At 60.5% G+C, this 17950-nt stretch carries 18 protein-coding genes and 2 pseudogenes; 19 read left to right on the top strand and 1 reads right to left on the bottom strand.

The window, feature by feature from the left end:
• The 19 genes and pseudogenes from FSO04_RS41625 to FSO04_RS41540 form a co-directional block, all read left to right on the top strand.
• A partial coding sequence (locus FSO04_RS41625) for an NAD(P)H-dependent oxidoreductase subunit E (protein WP_174825342.1) occupies positions 1 to 285 on the top strand: 285 nt, incomplete at its 5' end.
• Complete coding sequence (nuoF, locus tag FSO04_RS41620) at positions 282 to 1610, top strand: NADH-quinone oxidoreductase subunit NuoF (protein ID WP_154567201.1); 1329 nt, start codon at positions 282 to 284, stop codon at positions 1608 to 1610. The genes FSO04_RS41625 and nuoF, both read left to right, overlap by 4 nt.
• 110 nt (positions 1611 to 1720) lie before the next feature.
• On the top strand, positions 1721 to 4054 hold the full coding sequence (gene nuoG / locus FSO04_RS41615; protein WP_154567200.1) for an NADH-quinone oxidoreductase subunit NuoG: 2334 nt from the start codon (positions 1721 to 1723) through the stop codon (positions 4052 to 4054).
• Positions 4055 to 5119, top strand: coding sequence for an NADH-quinone oxidoreductase subunit NuoH (gene nuoH, locus FSO04_RS41610; protein WP_154567199.1), 1065 nt, complete (start codon positions 4055 to 4057; stop codon positions 5117 to 5119).
• A gap of 15 nt (positions 5120 to 5134) precedes the next feature.
• On the top strand, positions 5135 to 5623 hold the full coding sequence (gene nuoI / locus FSO04_RS41605) for an NADH-quinone oxidoreductase subunit NuoI (protein ID WP_054034957.1): 489 nt from the start codon (positions 5135 to 5137) through the stop codon (positions 5621 to 5623).
• 193 nt (positions 5624 to 5816) lie between these two features.
• Positions 5817 to 6506, top strand: a complete 690-nt coding sequence (locus tag FSO04_RS41600; RefSeq protein WP_154567198.1) for an NADH-quinone oxidoreductase subunit J — start codon at positions 5817 to 5819, stop codon at positions 6504 to 6506.
• 20 nt (positions 6507 to 6526) lie between these two features.
• The gene (gene nuoK / locus FSO04_RS41595; RefSeq protein ID WP_013339863.1) at positions 6527 to 6832 is read left to right on the top strand and encodes an NADH-quinone oxidoreductase subunit NuoK; all 306 of its coding nucleotides are present in this window, start codon (positions 6527 to 6529) and stop codon (positions 6830 to 6832) included.
• Between the two features lie 17 nt (positions 6833 to 6849).
• The gene (gene nuoL / locus FSO04_RS41590) at positions 6850 to 8922 is read left to right on the top strand and encodes an NADH-quinone oxidoreductase subunit L (RefSeq protein WP_154567197.1); all 2073 of its coding nucleotides are present in this window, start codon (positions 6850 to 6852) and stop codon (positions 8920 to 8922) included.
• Between the two features lie 14 nt (positions 8923 to 8936).
• Positions 8937 to 10427 carry an NADH-quinone oxidoreductase subunit M gene (locus tag FSO04_RS41585; RefSeq protein WP_154567196.1) on the top strand — a complete coding sequence of 497 codons (1491 nt, stop codon included), beginning with the start codon at positions 8937 to 8939 and terminating at the stop codon, positions 10425 to 10427.
• Between the two features lie 25 nt (positions 10428 to 10452).
• Positions 10453 to 11925: an NADH-quinone oxidoreductase subunit NuoN gene (gene nuoN / locus FSO04_RS41580; RefSeq protein ID WP_154567195.1), complete on the top strand. Its 1473-nt coding sequence runs from the start codon at positions 10453 to 10455 to the stop codon at positions 11923 to 11925.
• Entirely contained in the window at positions 11925 to 12221 is a 297-nt protein-coding gene (locus FSO04_RS41575; protein ID WP_154567194.1) for a DUF2818 family protein, read from the top strand. Before nuoN ends, FSO04_RS41575 begins: the two co-directional genes overlap by 1 nt.
• Positions 12222 to 12263: 42 nt before the next feature.
• Positions 12264 to 12848, top strand: coding sequence for an NUDIX domain-containing protein (locus tag FSO04_RS41570; protein WP_154567193.1), 585 nt, complete (start codon positions 12264 to 12266; stop codon positions 12846 to 12848).
• A gap of 340 nt (positions 12849 to 13188) precedes the next feature.
• Complete coding sequence (locus FSO04_RS48030; protein WP_097391886.1) at positions 13189 to 13437, top strand: hypothetical protein; 249 nt, start codon at positions 13189 to 13191, stop codon at positions 13435 to 13437.
• Positions 13438 to 13487: 50 nt separating this feature from the next.
• Positions 13488 to 14012, top strand: coding sequence for a helix-turn-helix transcriptional regulator (locus FSO04_RS41565; protein WP_154567192.1), 525 nt, complete (start codon positions 13488 to 13490; stop codon positions 14010 to 14012).
• Between the two features lie 251 nt (positions 14013 to 14263).
• Positions 14264 to 14689, top strand: a complete 426-nt coding sequence (locus FSO04_RS41560; protein ID WP_154567191.1) for a DUF1178 family protein — start codon at positions 14264 to 14266, stop codon at positions 14687 to 14689.
• Between the two features lie 48 nt (positions 14690 to 14737).
• Positions 14738 to 15934 carry an acyl-CoA dehydrogenase family protein gene (locus FSO04_RS41555; RefSeq protein WP_154567190.1) on the top strand — a complete coding sequence of 399 codons (1197 nt, stop codon included), beginning with the start codon at positions 14738 to 14740 and terminating at the stop codon, positions 15932 to 15934.
• A 10-nt stretch (positions 15935 to 15944) separates the two neighbouring features.
• Positions 15945 to 17072 carry an acyl-CoA dehydrogenase family protein gene (locus FSO04_RS41550; protein WP_154567189.1) on the top strand — a complete coding sequence of 376 codons (1128 nt, stop codon included), beginning with the start codon at positions 15945 to 15947 and terminating at the stop codon, positions 17070 to 17072.
• A 35-nt stretch (positions 17073 to 17107) separates the two neighbouring features.
• Positions 17108 to 17566, top strand: a complete 459-nt coding sequence (locus FSO04_RS41545) for a MaoC family dehydratase (RefSeq protein WP_154567188.1) — start codon at positions 17108 to 17110, stop codon at positions 17564 to 17566.
• A pseudogene (locus FSO04_RS41540) lies at positions 17563 to 17811 on the top strand (MaoC/PaaZ C-terminal domain-containing protein); the annotation flags it as partial. The gene FSO04_RS41545 and the pseudogene FSO04_RS41540, both read left to right, overlap by 4 nt.
• Positions 17812 to 17837: 26 nt before the next feature.
• Here FSO04_RS41540 and FSO04_RS41535 read toward each other — a convergent pair.
• Positions 17838 to 17950: pseudogene (locus FSO04_RS41535) on the bottom strand (IS5/IS1182 family transposase); the annotation flags it as partial.

Below are 17950 nucleotides of genomic sequence, written 5' to 3'. Positions count from 1 at the left end.
ATGTATGAGACCTCGCCGGGCGGCAAATACAAGATCACGCTCTGCACGAACCTGCCGTGCCAGCTCGGCCCGGACGGCGGCTCAGACAGTGCCGCTGAATATCTGAAGCAGAAGCTCGGCATCGACTTTGGCGAAACCACGGCTGACGGCAAGTTCACCTTGAAAGAAGGTGAGTGCATGGGCTCGTGCGGCGATGCGCCGGTGATGCTGGTGAACAACCATCGCATGTGCAGCTTCATGAGCCGCGCGAAGATCGACCAGCTGCTCGAGGAACTTTCGAAATGACGTCTTTACACGATCGTCACATCAAACCGCTGATTCTCGCCGGCCTGAACGGCGACAACTGGCATCTCGAAGACTATGTGGCGCGCGGCGGTTACGCCCAGTTGCGCCGCATTCTGGAAGAAAAGATTCCGCCCGAGCAGGTGATCGCCGACGTCAAGGCGTCGGGTCTGCGCGGCCGTGGCGGTGCGGGCTTCCCGACCGGTCTGAAGTGGAGCTTCATGCCGCGTCAGTTCCCGGGGCAGAAGTACCTCGTCTGCAATTCGGACGAAGGCGAACCGGGTACATTCAAAGACCGCGACATCCTGCGTTTCAATCCGCACTCGCTGATTGAAGGCATGGCCATCGGCGCGTACGCGATGGGCATCACGGTCGGCTACAACTATATCCACGGCGAAATCTGGGAAGTCTACAAGCGCTTCGAAGAAGCGTTGGAAGAAGCCCGCCGCGCTGGATTCCTTGGCGACAACATCATGGGTTCGGGCTTCTCGTTCGAACTGCATGCGCACCACGGTTACGGCGCCTACATTTGCGGCGAAGAGACCGCGCTGCTCGAATCGCTCGAAGGCAAGAAAGGGCAGCCGCGCTTCAAGCCGCCTTTCCCGGCGAGCTTCGGCGTGTACGGCAAGCCGACCACGATCAACAACACTGAGACGTTCGCTGCGGTGCCGTTCCTGCTCGCGATCGGTCCGCAGAATTACCTCGAAATCGGCAAGCCGAACAACGGCGGCACCAAGATCTTCTCGGTTGCCGGCGACGTCGAGCGTCCGGGTAACTATGAAATTCCGCTCGGCACGCCGTTCGCCACGCTGATGGAACTGGCCGGCGGCATGCGCGGCGGCAAGAAGATCAAGGCTGTGATTCCTGGCGGCTCGTCGGCACCGGTGATCCCGGGCGAAATGATGATGCATACCGACATGGACTACGACTCGATCGCCAAAGCTGGCTCGATGCTCGGCTCCGGTGCGGTCATCGTGATGGACGAGACGCGTTGCATGGTCCGTTCGCTGCTGCGTCTGTCGTACTTCTATTACGAAGAGTCGTGCGGTCAGTGCACGCCGTGCCGCGAAGGCACCGGCTGGCTGTATCGCGTCGTGCATCGTATCGAACACGGGCTCGGCCGTCCGGAAGATCTGGATCTGCTGAACTCGGTCGCTGAGAACATCATGGGCCGCACGATTTGCGCGCTCGGCGATGCAGCGGCCATGCCGGTTCGCGGCATGCTCAAGCACTACTGGGACGAATTCGAATACCACGTCGCCCACAAGCATTGCCTCGTCGGCGGTCACGCCGGTGCGGCAGCGGCGTCAGAAACAGTGGCTGCCTAAGTAGGCCAAGTAGCGCACCAGAACACGTCATCCGCGGGATTCAGCGCCTGAAACGGGCGATGAACAGGGCGAACGATTGAGCGGTAACAGGTTAAGGAAGATTGACCATCATGGTTGAACTTGAAATAGACGGCAAGAAAGTAGAGGTGCCTGAAGGCAGCATGGTGATCCAGGCTGCGCATAAGGTCGACACGTACATTCCTCACTTCTGCTATCACAAGAAGCTGTCGATTGCGGCCAACTGCCGGATGTGTCTGGTCGATGTCGAAAAGATGCCGAAGGCCGTGCCCGCATGCGCCACGCCGGTATCGGCAGGCATGATCGTGCGCACCAAGTCGGACAAGGCCGTGAAGGGCCAGCAAGCCGTGATGGAATTCCTGCTGATCAACCACCCGCTGGATTGCCCGATCTGCGATCAGGGTGGCGAGTGTCAGTTGCAGGATCTGGCGGTGGGCTACGGCAAGTCGTCGTCGCGCTATAGCGAAGAAAAGCGCGTCGTGTTCCACAAGAACGTCGGCCCGCTGATCTCGATGGAAGAAATGTCGCGTTGCATTCACTGCACGCGTTGCGTCCGCTTCGGCCAGGAAGTTGCCGGCGTGATGGAGCTCGGCATGCTGGGCCGCGGCGAGCATTCGGAAATCACGTCGTTCGTCGGCAAGACGGTCGACTCCGAACTGTCCGGCAACATGATCGATCTGTGCCCGGTGGGCGCGCTGACCAGCAAGCCGTTCCGCTACAGCGCCCGCACGTGGGAACTGTCGCGCCGCAAGTCGGTGAGCCCGCACGATTCCGTCGGCGCAAACCTTGTGGTGCAGGTGAAGAACAATCGCGTGATGCGTGTTCTGCCGTTCGAAAACGAATCCATCAACGAATGCTGGATTTCGGACAAGGATCGTTTCTCGTACGAAGGTCTGAACAGCCCGGAACGTCTCACGCAGCCGATGCTCAAGCAAGGCGGCAAGTGGGTCGAGACCGACTGGCAATCCGCGCTTGAATACGTGGTCAAGGGTCTGAAGGGCATCAAGGGCGACCACGGTGCGAACGCGCTGGCCGCGCTCGGCAGCGCCCACAGCACCGTTGAAGAACTGTTCCTGTTGAAGCAACTGGCTCAGGCGGTCGGCACGCCTAACGTCGACTTCCGTCTGCGTCAGTCGGATTTCTCCGCGCCTGCCGACGGTGCGCCTTGGCTCGGTACGGCGATCGCCGACCTCTCGAACCTCGACGCCGCATTGGTGATCGGTTCAGATCTGCGCCGCGATCATCCGCTGTTTGCCGCGCGTCTGCGTCAAGCTGCCAAGAGCGGCACGAAGCTGACGTTGGTGCAAGCCACCAACGACGACGCGCTGATTCCGCAGGCGCAACGCGTGGTTGCCGCGCCGTCGGCATGGCTCGACGCACTGGCTGGTATCGCGGCCGCGGTGTCGGAAGCGAGCGGTGTTGCACTGCCGGAAGCCTTCGCCGGCACGCAGCCGACGGATGCCAACAAACAAACCGCGAAGTCGCTCGTCACCGGCGAACAGCGTGTGGTGTTGCTCGGCAACGGCGCGGTCCGTCATCCGGATTTCGCTGCGATTCACGCCGCGGCGCAATGGATCGCAGACGCGACCGGCGCAACCCTGGGTTTCCTCACGGAAGCCGCCAACACGGTCGGCGCGCATCTCGTGAACGCATTGCCGGGCGAGGGCGGTTTGAACGCTCGCGAAGTGTTCGAGCAACCGCGCAAGGGTTATGTGTTGCTGAACGTCGAACCGGAATTCGACACGGCCAATCCGGCGCAGGCTTTGGCCGCACTGAAGCAGGCTGAAATGGTCGTCGTGATGTCGCCGTTCCAGATGGGCGCTGAATACGCTGACGTCCTGCTGCCGATCGCACCGTTCACGGAAACGGCCGGCACGTTCGTCAACGCCGAAGGTACCGTGCAGACGTTCAACGGCGTCGTGCGCCCGCTTGGCGACACGCGTCCGGCATGGAAGGTCTTGCGCGTCCTCGGCAGCCTGCTCGGCGTGCCGGGCTTCGAATTCGACACCTCGGAAGAAGTGCGCACGGCAGCGCTTGGCGATGGCGAGATCAAGTCGCGTCTGTCGAACAAAACGGGTGCCACGGTTGCACGCGGCAAGGCAGCGAAGGCGGCGGAAGGCAAGTTCGAGCGTATCGCCGACGTGCCGATTTACCACGCGGACTCGCTGGTACGCCGCGCCGAATCGTTGCATCTGACGGCAGCGGCGCGTGCAGCGAATTCGGCCGGTCTGCCGGCTGCGCTGTTCGACAAACTGGGTTTGAAGGAAGGCGACGCAGTGCGCGTGCGCCAGGGCGAGCAATCGGTGCAGTTGCCGGCCGTGCGCGACGCGAATCTTGCGGAGACGGTCGTCCGCGTATCGGCGGCTACGCCGGCCGGTGCAGCGCTGGGCAGCCTGTTCGGTGAACTGCTGGTGGAGAAGGCGTAAATGAGCTTGTTCGATACGATCAACTCGGGCGGCACCCAGCTTCTCGGTGTGGCATGGCCCACGGTGTGGGCACTGGTGCGCATCCTGGTTGTGGCCGTCGTGATCCTGCTGTGCGTGGCTTACCTGATTCTGTGGGAGCGTAAGCTGATCGGCTGGATGCACGTGCGTCTCGGCCCGAACCGCGTGGGCCCGGCAGGTTTGCTGCAGCCGATCGCCGACGTGCTGAAGCTGTTGCTGAAAGAAGTGATTCAGCCGGCTCAGGCGAGCCGCTGGATCTACATGATCGCGCCGATCATGGTGGTAGTGCCGGCCTTCGCGGTCTGGGCGGTGATTCCGTTCCAGGCGGGCGCGGTGCTCGGCGACATCAACGCGGGTCTCCTGTATGCGATCGCGATTTCGTCAGTCGGTGTGTACGGCGTGATCCTGGCCGGCTGGGCGTCGAACTCGAAGTACGCGTTCCTCGGCGCCATGCGCGCGGCCGCTCAAATGGTCTCGTACGAAATTTCGATGGGCTTCGCCCTTGTCGTCGTGCTGATGACCTCGGGCAGTCTGAATCTGTCGGACATCGTGACGTCGCAGGAGCGCGGCATTTTCGCCGGCTACGGCTTGAACTTCCTGTCGTGGAACTGGCTGCCGCTCCTGCCGATGTTCGTCGTGTACTTCATCTCGGGCATCGCCGAAACGAACCGTCACCCGTTCGACGTGGTGGAAGGTGAGTCGGAAATCGTCGCGGGCCACATGATCGACTACTCGGGGATGGCGTTTGCGCTGTTCTTCCTCGCCGAGTACATCAACATGATCGTGATCTCGGCATTGGCTGCAACACTGTTCCTCGGCGGCTGGAGCGCACCGTTCGGCTTCCTGTCGTTTGTCCCGGGCATCGTATGGCTCGTCGCCAAGGTTTTCTTCCTGCTGTCGGTATTCATCTGGGCGCGTGCCACGTTCCCGCGCTATCGCTATGACCAGATCATGCGTCTGGGCTGGAAGATTTTCATTCCGGTTTGCGTGGTGTGGCTCATCGTGGTCGGCTTCTGGATCATGTCGCCGTTGAATATCTGGAAATAAAGGGCGGATGAACCCATGACCGCAATCCAAAACTTTTTCAAAACCTTCTTCCTGACGGAACTGCTCAAAGGCCTCGCGCTGACCGGACGTTACACGTTCCAGCGCAAGGTGACGGTGCAGTTCCCGGAAGAGAAGACGCCGATTTCGCCGCGTTTTCGCGGCCTGCACGCGCTGCGCCGCTATGAAAACGGCGAAGAACGCTGCATCGCCTGCAAGCTGTGCGAAGCGGTGTGCCCGGCACTCGCTATCACGATCGAATCGGAAACCCGTGCGGATAACACGCGCCGCACGACGCGTTACGACATCGACCTGACCAAGTGCATCTTCTGCGGCTTCTGCGAAGAGAGCTGCCCGGTCGATTCGATCGTCGAGACGCACATTCTCGAATATCACGGCGAAAAGCGCGGCGATCTGTATTTCACGAAAGACATGCTGCTGGCCGTGGGCGATCGCTACGAAGCGGAGATCGCTGCGAGCAAGGCAGCCGACGCACCGTATCGTTGAAGCACTTCAGTTGAAGCGGTAAATGCGGCAGTAAATGCAGCAGTAACACGGCCTGTTGTCGGGCCGAGCGCCGCGGTCTGACCGCCGCGGCACGGCGCACCTGTGCGGCTGTTCTGGCGGTCTCGACCGCTTTTACCCGCCACACGTGCCAAAGAACAATGCCTGACGATGGCCTAACGATGAACCGGTAATCATGGAATTCACGACCGTACTGTTCTACATCTTCGCGCTGCTCCTGGTGGTTTCAGGGCTGAAGGTGATCACCTCGCGCAACCCGGTTTCGTCCGCACTGTTTCTGGTGCTGGCGTTCTTCAACGCAGCCGCGATCTGGATGCTGCTGGAGGCCGAGTTCCTCGCGATCCTGCTGGTGCTGGTGTATGTCGGCGCGGTGATGGTGCTGTTCCTGTTCGTCGTGATGATGCTGGACATCAACATCGACGTGCTGCGAAAAGACTTCAAACGCTTCGTGCCAATGGCTACGCTGGTGGGCGCGATCATCGTGATCGAGACCGCGCTGATCCTGTGGCACGGCTACGGTGCGACCGCCACGGCGCTGCGCGACACCACGGCTGCCGCGAACGGTATGGCCGGCTGGTCGAACACCCGCATCATCGGCAAGGTCATCTACACCGACTACATCTTCGCGTTCGAAGTCGCCGGCCTCGTGCTGCTGGTGGCGATCATCGCGGCGATCGCGCTGACCACGAGTCACAAGAAAGACAGCAAGCGCCAGAACATCAGCGAGCAGGTTAAGGTGCGTGCCCAGGACCGTGTGCGTATCGTGAAGATGGCATCTGAAAAGACCGCGGCAACTGTCGCGGCGGAAGAAGCCGCCGCAGCGGCAGCCGCAGCGGCCGACTCGGCACCTGCTAAAAACAGCTGAGCGGACAGGAGATAGAAATCATGTTGACCCTTGCTCATTACCTTGTCCTCGGCGCGATCCTGTTTGCGATCAGCGTCGTTGGCATTTTCCTGAACCGCCGCAACGTCATCATCATCCTGATGGCGATCGAACTGATGCTGCTGGCGGTGAACACCAATTTCGTCGCGTTCTCGCATTACCTCGGCGACGTGCATGGTCAGATCTTCGTCTTTTTCGTGCTGACGGTTGCAGCAGCGGAAGCGGCGATCGGACTCGCAATTCTGGTGACCCTGTTCCGTAGCCTCGACACGATCAATGTCGAGGACCTCGATCAGCTCAAAGGTTAATTTCAGGTAAAGCGGTTATGTCAACGACACTCAATGAAAACCTGCTGCTGGCGATCCCGCTGGCACCGCTGGCCGGCTCCCTGATTGCGGGGCTGTTTGGGAAAGCGGTGGGGCGAGCCGGCGCGCATTCGGTCACGATCCTCGGCGTCGCGATCTCCTTCATCCTTTCGGCCATCGTCTTCTTCCAGGTGATGGACGGCGCGAGTTTCAACGCGACGGTCTATGACTGGATGCAGATCGGCCAGACGAAGTTCGAGATCGGCTTCCTGGTCGACTCGCTGACGGCGATGATGATGTGCGTGGTGACCTTCGTGTCGCTCATGGTGCACATCTACACGATCGGCTACATGGCCGACGACGACGGCTACCAGCGCTTCTTCTCGTACATCGCGCTGTTCACGTTCTCGATGCTGATGCTCGTGATGAGCAACAACTTCCTGCAGTTGTTCTTCGGCTGGGAAGCGGTGGGTCTGGTGTCGTACCTGCTGATCGGCTTCTACTTCACCCGTGAGAGCGCGATCTACGCGAACATGAAGGCGTTCATCGTGAACCGCATCGGCGACTTCGGGTTCCTGCTCGGGATCGGCCTGCTGTTCGCTTTCGCCGGTTCGATGAACTACGGCGACGTCTTCGCGAAGCGCACCGAACTCGCGGCATTGAGCTTCCCGGGCACGGACTGGGGTCTGCTGACGGTTGCCTGCATTTGCCTTTTCATCGGCGCGATGGGTAAGTCGGCGCAGTTCCCGCTGCACGTCTGGCTGCCGGATTCGATGGAAGGCCCGACGCCGATCTCCGCACTGATTCACGCGGCAACCATGGTGACGGCCGGTATCTTCATGGTCGCACGCATGTCGCCCCTGTTCGAACTGTCGGATACGGCGCTGTCGTTCGTGATGGTGATCGGTGCGATCACGGCGCTGTTCATGGGCTTCCTCGGAATCGTCCAGAACGACATCAAGCGCGTGGTGGCTTACTCGACGCTGTCGCAGCTCGGTTACATGACGGTCGCACTCGGCGCATCGGCTTACTCGGTCGCCATCTTCCACCTGATGACGCACGCGTTCTTCAAGGCGTTGCTGTTCCTCGGCGCGGGTTCCGTGATCATCGGCATGCACCACGATCAGGACATCCGCAACATGGGCGGCCTGCGCAAGTACATGCCGATCACGTGGATTACGTCGCTGGTCGGTTCGCTCGCGCTGATCGGCACACCTTTCTTCTCAGGCTTCTACTCGAAAGACTCGATCATCGACGCAGTGAAGCTGTCGCATCTGCCGGGTTCGGGTTTCGCCTACTTCGCGGTGGTGGCGAGCGTGTTCGTTACTGCGCTGTACTCGTTCCGGATGTACTTCCTGGTGTTCCACGGCAAGGAGCGCTTCCGCGATCCGAAGCATCCGGAATCGCCGATGGGCATCGAAGCTGCAGCCCATGCACATGACGGTCACGGCCATGACGCACACGGCCACGGTCATGGTCACGACGACCACGCGCACGAGCCGCATGAAACGCCGTGGGTGGTGTGGCTGCCGCTGGTTCTGCTGGCGATTCCGTCGGTGGTGATCGGCGCGATCGGTGTCGCTCCGATGCTGTTCGGCGACTTCTTCCAGCACGGCGTGGCGTTCGACAAGGTGATCTTCATCGGCGAAAACCATCCGGCACTGCATGAGATGGCCGAAGAATTCCAGGGCTGGGCGTCGATGGGTCTGCACTCGGTCTCAGGTCTGCCGGTGTGGCTGGCACTCGCGGGTGTCGTGGTCGCGTGGTTCCTGTATCTGGTTCGTCCTGATCTGCCGGCGGTCGTCAAGCGCGCGTTCGGCCCGATCTATACGCTGCTCGACAACAAGTACTACATGGACAAGATCAACGAAGTCGTGTTCGCGCGGGGCGCCGTGGCGATTGGCCGTGGTCTCTGGAAGGAAGGCGACGTCGTGGTTATCGACGGGATCGTCAACGGCAGCGCACGCTTTATCGGCTGGTTTGCCGGCGTGATCCGCTTCCTCCAATCCGGCTACATCTACCACTACGCGTTTGCCATGATTATCGGCATGTTGGGGCTCCTGACCCTGTTTGTAACGCTCGGCGGCAAATAAGGCGAGGGACACTAATGCACGCTTATCCGATTCTCAGTATTGCGATCTGGTTACCGATCCTCGTAGGTCTACTGGTCCTGGCTATTGGTTCCGACCGGAACCCGGCTCCGGCGCGCTGGATTGCGCTGATCGGCTCGGTCGTCAGCTTCATCGTGACGATCCCGCTGATTACGGGTTTTGATTCGAGTACCGCCGATCTGCAGTTCGTCGAAAAGGCGAACTGGATCGAGCGCTTCAATATTACGTACCACCTGGGTGTCGACGGCATCTCGATGTGGTTCGTCGTATTGACCGCATTGATTACGGTGATCGTCGTGATCTCCGCATGGGAAGTCATCACGAAGAACGTGGCGCAGTACCTCGCTGCATTCCTGATCCTGTCCGGCATCATGGTCGGCGTGTTCAGCGCAGCGGACGGCATGCTGTTCTACGTGTTCTTTGAAGCGACGCTGATTCCGATGTACATCATCATCGGCGTGTGGGGCGGGGCGAACCGCGTGTATGCGGCGTTCAAGTTCTTCCTGTACACGCTGATGGGCTCACTGCTGATGCTGGTCGCGTTGCTTTACCTGTACATCCAGACCGGCACGTTCGATCTGGCTACGTGGCAGAACACGCAGATCGGCATGACGCCGCAGATACTGCTATTCATAGCGTTCTTCCTGGCGTTCGCCGTGAAGGTGCCGATGTGGCCGGTTCACACGTGGTTGCCTGACGCCCACGTGGAAGCGCCGACCGGCGGCTCGGTCGTGCTGGCCGCGATCATGCTGAAGCTGGGCGCCTACGGTTTCGTGCGCTTCTCGCTGCCGATCGCACCGGACGCAAGCCACTTCCTTGCTCCGGTCGTCATTGCACTGTCGCTGATCGCGGTGATCTACATCGGTCTGGTCGCGATGGTGCAGACCGACATGAAGAAGCTGGTCGCGTACTCGTCGATCGCGCACATGGGTTTCGTGACGCTTGGTTTCTTCATCTTCAATCAGCTCGGCGTGGAAGGCGCGATCGTACAGATGATCTCGCACGGCTTCGTGTCGGGCGCGATGTTCCTGAGCATCGGCGTGTTGTACGACCGTATGCACTCGCGTCAGATCGCCGATTACGGCGGCGTCGTCAACGTGATGCCGAAGTTCGCGGCGTTCGTGATGCTGTTTTCGATGGCGAATTGCGGCTTGCCGGGTACTTCCGGTTTCGTCGGCGAGTTCATGGTGATTCTGGCTGCTGTCCAGTACAACTTCTGGATCGCGGGCGGTGCGGCTGTCACGCTGATTCTCGGCGCGGCCTACACGCTGTGGATGTACAAGCGCGTGTACTTCGGCGCGGTCGCCAACGATCACGTGAAGGGCCTCCTCGACATCAACCGTCGCGAATTTTTCATGCTGGCAGTGCTCGCTGCACTGACGCTGTTCATGGGCCTGTATCCGAAGCCCTTTACCGATGTGATGCACGTATCCGTGGAAAACCTCCTCTCCCACGTCGCGCAGTCCAAACTGCCGTTGCCACAGTAATGCAGAGCGGAGGAATTTAAAGATCATGCAAAACGCCCCTATGACTGCCCTGTTGCCCGACGCACTGGTGATGCTCGCCGTTGTGGTCGCGTGGCTCAACGACACGTTCGTCGGCCAGGCCGGTCGCCGCACCACGTATTTCCTCGCGTTCTTCTCGACGCTGATTGCCGGCATCTGGTTCGCGGTGAACGCGTTCGACCCGCAGGTTCATTACTTCTTCGGTCACATGTATGTGGTGGATTCTTTCGCCAGCGTGATGAAGGCGGTGGTGACGCTCGGCTACGCAGTGTCGATTGTTTATTCGCGCCGGTACCTCGAGGATCGCGGGCTGTTCCGCGGCGAGTTTTTCCTGTTGGGCATGTTCTCGTTGCTCGGTCAGCTCGTGATGATCTCCGGCAACAACTTCCTGACGCTGTACCTCGGTCTGGAGCTGATGTCGCTGTCGCTGTACGGTGCGATCGCACTGCGTCGTGACGCGGCACCGTCGAACGAAGCCGCAATGAAGTACTACGTGCTCGGTGCGCTGGCTTCCGGCTTCCTGCTGTACGGCATTTCCATGCTGTACGGTGCAACCGGCTCGCTCGACCTGAACGAAGTGTTCAAGGCGATCGGCACGAGCCACTACGATCCGAGCGTGCTGCTGTTCGGCGTGATCTTTATCGTGGCAGGCGTGGCGTTCAAGATGGGCGCGGTGCCGTTCCATATGTGGGTGCCTGACGTGTATCAGGGCGCTCCGACGGCCATGACGCTGATGGTCGGTGGCGGTCCGAAGGTGGCGGCATTCGCGTGGGGCCTGCGCTTCCTCGTGATGGGTCTGCTGCCGCTTGCGGTCGAATGGCAGGAAATGCTGGTGATCCTGGCGGCGCTGTCGCTGATTGTCGGCAACATCACCGGTATCGTGCAACGCAACGTCAAGCGGATGCTCGCGTATTCGGCGATCTCGAACATGGGCTTCGTGCTGCTGGGCCTGCTGGCCGGCGTGGTCGACCACAAGACCACGGGCGCCGCCAACGCGTACGGCTCGGCGATGTACTACAGCATCGTCTACCTGATCACGACGATGGGCACCTTCGGCATCATCATGCTGCTGGCACGCCGCGATTTCGAAGCGGATACGCTCGAAGACTTCAAGGGCCTGAATCAACGCAGCCCGGTGTTTGCGTTCGTCATGATGGTGATGATGTTCTCGCTCGCCGGCATCCCGCCCGCGGTCGGCTTCTACGCCAAGCTCGCGGTGCTGCAGGCAACCATGAATGCCGGGTTGACCTGGCTGACCGTGTTGGCCGTGATCACCTCGCTGTTCGGTGCCTTCTACTACCTGCGTATCGTCAAGCTGATGTACTTCGACGAACCGCAAGACAAGTCGCCGATCCTCGCCGACACGAGCACGCGTGCATTGCTGGCGGTTAATGGTGTTGCCGTGCTGGTGCTCGGTATCGTGCCGGATCCGCTGTTGAAGGCCTGCCTGCAGGCTATCCAGCACACGCTGCTGCTCTGATGTCGGCTGCGGGTTGGTTTATCGTGTTGTTGGCGCTGGTCGGCGCCAACCTGCCGTTCCTGAATCAGCGTCTCTTCGCCGCCGTGCCCTTGAAAGTGGCGAAGAAGAGCGCCTGGATCCGGATTGCCGAGTTGATCGTGCTGTACTTCATCGTCGGTGCGCTCGGTTTCCTGCTGGAAGCGCGCGCGGGTAACCGCTTCGAGCAGGGGTGGCAGTTCTACGCGATCACGTTCGCGTTGTTCGTCGTATTCGCATTCCCCGGCTTTGCCTTCCAGTATCTCGTCAAACGTCGCTGACGGCCTCTCGCCGTCGCGCACCACGCTGTCCTGAGGTCGCATATGGCTGAACTTCCCGATCACGACGCCGCGCTCACCGAGACCTGTCTCGAGAGCAAAACGATCCATCAAGGGCCATTCCTGACGCTCAAGTGCGATACGGTCCGCTTGCCCGACGGTAAGCAGGCCACTCGCGAGTATGTTCAGCATCCGGGCGCCGTGATGGTGATTCCGCTATTCGACGACGGTCGCGTGTTGCTGGAAAACCAGTACCGCTATCCGATGGGTAAGGTTATGGTCGAGTATCCGGCGGGCAAGCTCGATCCGAACGAAGGCGCGCTGGCCTGCGCGAAACGCGAACTGCAGGAAGAGACTGGCTATACGGCGCGCGAGTATGTCTATCTGACGCGCATTCATCCGATCATTTCCTACTCGACTGAATTCATCGATATTTACCTGGCGCGTGGGTTGACTGCCGGCGAGCGCAAACTCGACGACGGCGAATTCCTCGAACTGTTCACGGCCAGCGTCACCGATATGTTGGAATGGGTACGCACGGGCAAGGTGACGGACGTGAAAACCATCATTGGCACGTTCTGGCTGGAGAAGGTTTTGGCGGGTACCTGGCCAATGGCCGAGCCGCAATAGCGTGCACGGTTCAGAACGCTGAACGGGCGCGATTCACACGCTGGTTAGACAATCCGCAAAAAGAGCCCCTGTTGGTCTACGACCGGCAGGGGCTTTGTCATTGTGAGCACGATATCGACTCGATGCGTTGCCCACGTGTCTGAAAAACGGGCTCCAGTCCTATGCCATCTGACAGTCTCGCCCTGTGGTCGTTGCCGCTCTAGTATCGACGTCTGGCAACGGAGTCTGTTATCGCAGTTATTTTGGATAACGAAGAGTGTGGGATGTATTCGGTTATGGCCACGCGCGCATGGTTGTCACTTGACAACCATGCGCGCGTGGACTAAATTGGAGGGTATAGATGGTTCGTGGAGTCCATTCAAAGAAAGAGGTCGAGGCGGCGCTGGCTTACGCGGAAAGAAACGGCTGGCGTGTGCAAGGCGGCGGTAAAGGTCACGCATGGGGAAAGATTTACTGTCCCTACAACGACGCGGAATGCCGTTGCGGCGAGTTCTGCATCTCGAGTGTGTGGAGTACGCCAAAGAATCCCGGCAATCACGCAAAGCACCTCAGGCGCATTGTCGATAATTGCACGACACGTCGGCAGTAAAAGTGTTCGAAAGGCAAAAGCCCGAAGCTGAATGAAGGCAGGAGTAGCTTATGGAATATGTGTTCACCTTGAAGTACCGGCTCGCGGCTGAAGATTGCGATCTCGACGAGATCGTCGAGCGGTTGGGCGAAGCCGGATGTGACGACGCTACGATCGGCGTGGGGCAACCGGGGCGCATGGCGCTGGTTTTTGCTCGCGAAGGCGCGTCGGCGTTCGAAGCGCTCATCAGTGCACTCAAAGATATCAAGCAGGCAGTGCCGTCTGCGCGCCTTGTCGAGGCGGGGCCGGACTTCGTCGGCCTGACGGATGTCGCTGAGGTCGCGGGCGTGTCAAGGCAAAACATGCGTAAGCTGATGCTGAGCCACGCAATCGACTTTCCGTCGCCGGTTCACGAGGGCAGTGCGTCGGTGTGGCATCTGTCGGACATCCTTGGCTGGCTGACCGCGCGTGGCGGGTATGACATCAAGGCGGACGTATTCGATGTCGCGAAATCGGCCAAACAGATCAACCTTGCCAAAGAGGCGCGCGAACTCGAACCGCAGCTTAACCGCCGCCTCGAATTTCTGGTGGCTTAAAAGGGGCGCAGCGAGTAGCTGCGCGAACCCATGAGTTCGATACGACCAGCGTGCCTTTTTGTTGACGGGTTCGGCGTGCCGTTCACCGATTGAGCCACCTTCGGCAGCCCACTGCGCAAAGCGTTAAAATCGCGCACCGCGTTCGATTTGTCAGCGACGCCTGGCGTCAACGCGCCGTCCGTAAAAATTTACGAACGACCGTTCACAAATTTCCATTTTGCGCTAAACTGGCACGCAAGCCCTGATTCCACATGAAGGTCCTCGATTTACAGTGTCCGCATGGCCATCGGTTCGAAGGCTGGTTTGCTTCGGCTGATGACTTCGAGTCGCAGCAGTCCCGCAAGCTCGTCGAATGTCCGATCTGCGGTGCGAACGAAGTGAGCCGTCTGCCGTCGGCGCCCCGACTGAATCTGTCGGGAGCGACCGAAGCGAAAGTCCCTGCGGATAGTGGAGAAATGCAGGCACGCGTCATGCGTGCCTTGCGCGAGGTACTGGAAAAGACAGAGAACGTGGGCGACCGCTTCGCCGAGGAAGCACGGCGCATTCATTACAACGAAGCGCCAGCACGCAATATTCGCGGTGTCACGACACCGGAAGACGCGAAAGCCTTGGTCGAAGAAGGCATCGAAGTGATGCCGCTGCCGATCCCGGCTGCCTTGAAGGAACCGCTGCAATAGCGCAGTGGCTCACTGGCAGCGGGCGGTTGCGGCCAGGAGACACGACGCATGAATCTGGACTATTCCCCCGCTGACGACGCATTCCGCGCCGACATCCGCGCCTGGCTCGAAGCGAATCTGCCTCGCGAGCTGAGCGACAAAGTACTCAATCACAAGCGTCTGAACCGCGAAGACTTCGCGGGTTGGCACAAGCTGCTCGGCACGCGCGGCTGGTCGGTCATCGCGTGGCCGAAAGAATACGGCGGCCCGGGCTGGGACGCGACCCAACGGCATATCTGGGACGAAGAGTGCGCGCGTATCGGTGCGCCGTCCGTCCTGCCGTTCGGCGTCTCGATGGTAGCGCCCGTGCTGATGAAGTACGGCAATGAGGCTCAGAAACGCCACTATCTGCCGCGCATTCTCGACGGCACGGACTGGTGGTGTCAGGGCTATTCCGAACCGGGCTCCGGTTCCGACTTGGCCTCGCTGCGCGCGCGTGCCGAGCGCGTTGGCGATCACTATGTGGTCAACGGCCAGAAAACCTGGACTACGCTCGGCCAGTACGCCGACATGATGTTCTGCCTCGTGCGCACCGATAGCGGCGCTAAAAAGCAGGAGGGTATCTCGTTCCTGTTGATCGACATGAAAACGCCCGGTATTACCGTGCGCCCGATCATCACGCTCGACGAAGACCACGAAGTCAACGAAGTCTTTTTCGAGGACGTGAAAGTGCCGGTCGACAATCTGGTCGGCGAAGAGAATCGTGGCTGGACCTATGCGAAGTACCTGCTCGGGCACGAACGCACCGGTATTGCGCGCGTTGGGCAATCGAAGCGCGAACTCGTATTCCTGAAGCGCCTCGCGCTGGATCAGAAGAAGAACGGCAAGCCGCTGCTGCAAGATCCTGTGTTCACCGCGAAAGTCGCGAGCCTCGAGATCGAACTGATGGCACTCGAAGTCACCGTGCAACGCGTGGTCGCCAATGAAACGGGCGGACGTGGGCCTGGGCCGGAAGCATCGATGCTCAAAATCAAGGGCACGGAAGTGCAGCAGGCGCTGACCGAACTGATGTTCGAAGCGATCGGGCCCCTCGCCGCGCCATTCGACGTGCCATTCCTCGAAGGCGAACGCGAGCACAGCCTCGCCGGTGACGATGACGCCGCGCCGCTGGCCGCGTACTACTTCAACTTCCGCAAGACGTCGATTTACGGCGGCTCGAACGAAATTCAAAAGAACATCATCGCGCAGATGATTCTCGGACTCTGAGGAGCGGCGCATGGACTTCACTTTCAACGACGAACAACAGCAATTTGCTGACGCGCTGCGCCGCTACCTTGACAAGAGCTACGGGTTCGAAGCGCGCCAGGCGATCGTGCAATCGGAAACCGGGGTGTCGGACGCGCACTGGACAGCTTTTACCGAACTGGGCCTGACTGCGTTGCCGGTGCCGGAAGCGCAGGGTGGCTTCAACGGCAGCCCGATCGACATGCTGGTGGTCATGCAGGAGCTCGGGCGTGCTCTGGTGGTCGAGCCGTATTGGGCGACTGCGGTGGGTATCGAGGCGCTGCGGCTGGCGGGCACCGGGCAGGGCGAAGACGCGTCGCTGCTCGAACGCGCGGCCCAGGGCGAGATCAAGCTGGCAGTGGCCTTTCACGAGCCGCACGCACGCTACGATCTGTTCGAGGTCGACACGGTTGCGAACGGTCAGGGCAATCAGCAGACGTTGACCGGCACGAAATCGGTTGTGCTGCACGGCGCGCAAGCGGATTACTGGATCGTGCCGGCTCGGCTGAATGGCGAGATCGCGCTTTTTGTGGTCGTCCGCGATGCGGCCGGTGTCAAAGTCACTGACTACCGCACAATCGACGGTCAGCGCGCCGCGACACTCGAGTTCGATGGCACACCTGCACGCCAGCTCACCGGCAAACACTCGGGCGCCGCGGCGCTCGAGCACATTGCAGACTACGGCACGGTATTGCTGTGCGCGGAAGCGGTCGGCGCGCTCGACGCACTGAACCATGCAACGGGCGAGTACACCAAGACGCGCCAGCAGTTTGGCCAGCCGATCGCGCGTTTCCAGGCGCTACAGCATCGCATGGTCGAGATGTTGATTCACGCCGAGCAGGCGCGTTCGATCACATACCTGGCGGCCGTGCGTTACACCAGCGCTGACGCCGAGGAACGTCGCCGTGCCGTCTCCGCAGCGAAGGCGCGGGTCGGCCAGGCCGCCCGTTTCGTCGGTCAGCAGGCGGTGCAGTTGCACGGAGGCATGGGCGTCACGAACGAGGTCGCCGCGGCGCATCTGTTCAAACGTCTTGCTATCATCGAAACCACATTGGGCGATGTCGATCACCATCTCGCGCGGTTCGCCGCGCTGCCCGGCTTTGTCTCGACCGAAGCCTGATCAGCCGGCCGAATCGGATAAGAAAGAGGTGTGCGATGGGTCTGAGTTACGAGGACATGGTAGTCGGCACGACTACGGAAATCGGCAAGCATACTTTCACGCGTGAAGAGATCGTCGAGTTCGCGGAGAAGTTCGATCCGCAGCCGTTTCACCTGGACGAGGCTGCAGCCGCAGCGTCGCCGTTTCGTGGGTTGGTCGCAAGCGGCTGGCATACCTGTTCGGTCATGATGGGCATGCTGGTGCGCAACGCGATCGCGGGTTCCACGTCGATGGGCTCGCCCGGTATCGACGAGATCCGCTGGTTGAAGCCGGTGCGTGTCGGCGACACGATCACGATGATGAACGCGGTGCTCGACAAACGTGTTTCGGAGAGTAAGCCGGATCGCGGCATCGTTTCGACGCAGTGGGAAGGCATCAACCAGCACGGCGAAACCGTGATTACGGTGCGTTCGAAAGGCTTGTTCGGACTGCGCAATCCGGGCGCCGCGTCATGACGGACAGCAACGCGGTAGCCGCCGTAACGTTTGGAGACGCAGCGGCGTTGCGTGCGCTGATTGGCGCTGAGCCGCTCGTTAGCGACTGGCTGACGGTCGATCAGGCGAGCGTCGATCGTTTCGCTGAGGCCACCGGCGATCATCAGTGGATTCACGTCGACCCCGAGCGGGCACGGCGTGAGTCACCGTTTGGTGGTCCGGTCGCGCATGGGTTCATGACGCTGTCGTTGATCCCTGCGCTGCTCGGCAAGACGGTGGCGCTTAGAGCGTGTTAGGCACTTTGAAGTACTGGCACCGCGTGAACGAGCATAAGTATTGCGAAGACCACGAAATGAAGCCCGGCAAGCGTTTCGGGTAGTCGCTCGTAATCACGTGCGAGGCGAC

It is taken from the genome of Paraburkholderia madseniana (assembly GCF_009690905.1).
GTDB classification, from domain to species: domain Bacteria; phylum Pseudomonadota; class Gammaproteobacteria; order Burkholderiales; family Burkholderiaceae; genus Paraburkholderia; species Paraburkholderia madseniana.
The sequence above is the reverse complement of the archived record's forward strand: the minus strand, read 5'-3'. Positions and strand labels throughout refer to the sequence as shown.

What these genes read in the sequence shown, in the direction of transcription:
- nuoF (WP_154567201.1), top strand. Translation starts at nt 282, where the DNA reads ATGACGTCTTTACACGATCGTCACATCAAACCGCTGATTCTCGCCGGC.
- FSO04_RS41570 (WP_154567193.1), top strand. Translation starts at nt 12,264, where the DNA reads ATGGCTGAACTTCCCGATCACGACGCCGCGCTCACCGAGACCTGTCTC.
- nuoK (WP_013339863.1), top strand. Translation starts at nt 6,527, where the DNA reads ATGTTGACCCTTGCTCATTACCTTGTCCTCGGCGCGATCCTGTTTGCG.
- FSO04_RS41555 (WP_154567190.1), top strand. Translation starts at nt 14,738, where the DNA reads ATGAATCTGGACTATTCCCCCGCTGACGACGCATTCCGCGCCGACATC.
- FSO04_RS41565 (WP_154567192.1), top strand. Translation starts at nt 13,488, where the DNA reads ATGGAATATGTGTTCACCTTGAAGTACCGGCTCGCGGCTGAAGATTGC.
- FSO04_RS41560 (WP_154567191.1), top strand. Translation starts at nt 14,264, where the DNA reads ATGAAGGTCCTCGATTTACAGTGTCCGCATGGCCATCGGTTCGAAGGC.
- FSO04_RS48030 (WP_097391886.1), top strand. Translation starts at nt 13,189, where the DNA reads ATGGTTCGTGGAGTCCATTCAAAGAAAGAGGTCGAGGCGGCGCTGGCT.
- nuoN (WP_154567195.1), top strand. Translation starts at nt 10,453, where the DNA reads ATGCAAAACGCCCCTATGACTGCCCTGTTGCCCGACGCACTGGTGATG.
- FSO04_RS41585 (WP_154567196.1), top strand. Translation starts at nt 8,937, where the DNA reads ATGCACGCTTATCCGATTCTCAGTATTGCGATCTGGTTACCGATCCTC.
- nuoL (WP_154567197.1), top strand. Translation starts at nt 6,850, where the DNA reads ATGTCAACGACACTCAATGAAAACCTGCTGCTGGCGATCCCGCTGGCA.
- nuoG (WP_154567200.1), top strand. Translation starts at nt 1,721, where the DNA reads ATGGTTGAACTTGAAATAGACGGCAAGAAAGTAGAGGTGCCTGAAGGC.
- nuoH (WP_154567199.1), top strand. Translation starts at nt 4,055, where the DNA reads ATGAGCTTGTTCGATACGATCAACTCGGGCGGCACCCAGCTTCTCGGT.
- FSO04_RS41545 (WP_154567188.1), top strand. Translation starts at nt 17,108, where the DNA reads ATGGGTCTGAGTTACGAGGACATGGTAGTCGGCACGACTACGGAAATC.
- FSO04_RS41600 (WP_154567198.1), top strand. Translation starts at nt 5,817, where the DNA reads ATGGAATTCACGACCGTACTGTTCTACATCTTCGCGCTGCTCCTGGTG.
- nuoI (WP_054034957.1), top strand. Translation starts at nt 5,135, where the DNA reads ATGACCGCAATCCAAAACTTTTTCAAAACCTTCTTCCTGACGGAACTG.
- FSO04_RS41575 (WP_154567194.1), top strand. Translation starts at nt 11,925, where the DNA reads ATGTCGGCTGCGGGTTGGTTTATCGTGTTGTTGGCGCTGGTCGGCGCC.
- FSO04_RS41550 (WP_154567189.1), top strand. Translation starts at nt 15,945, where the DNA reads ATGGACTTCACTTTCAACGACGAACAACAGCAATTTGCTGACGCGCTG.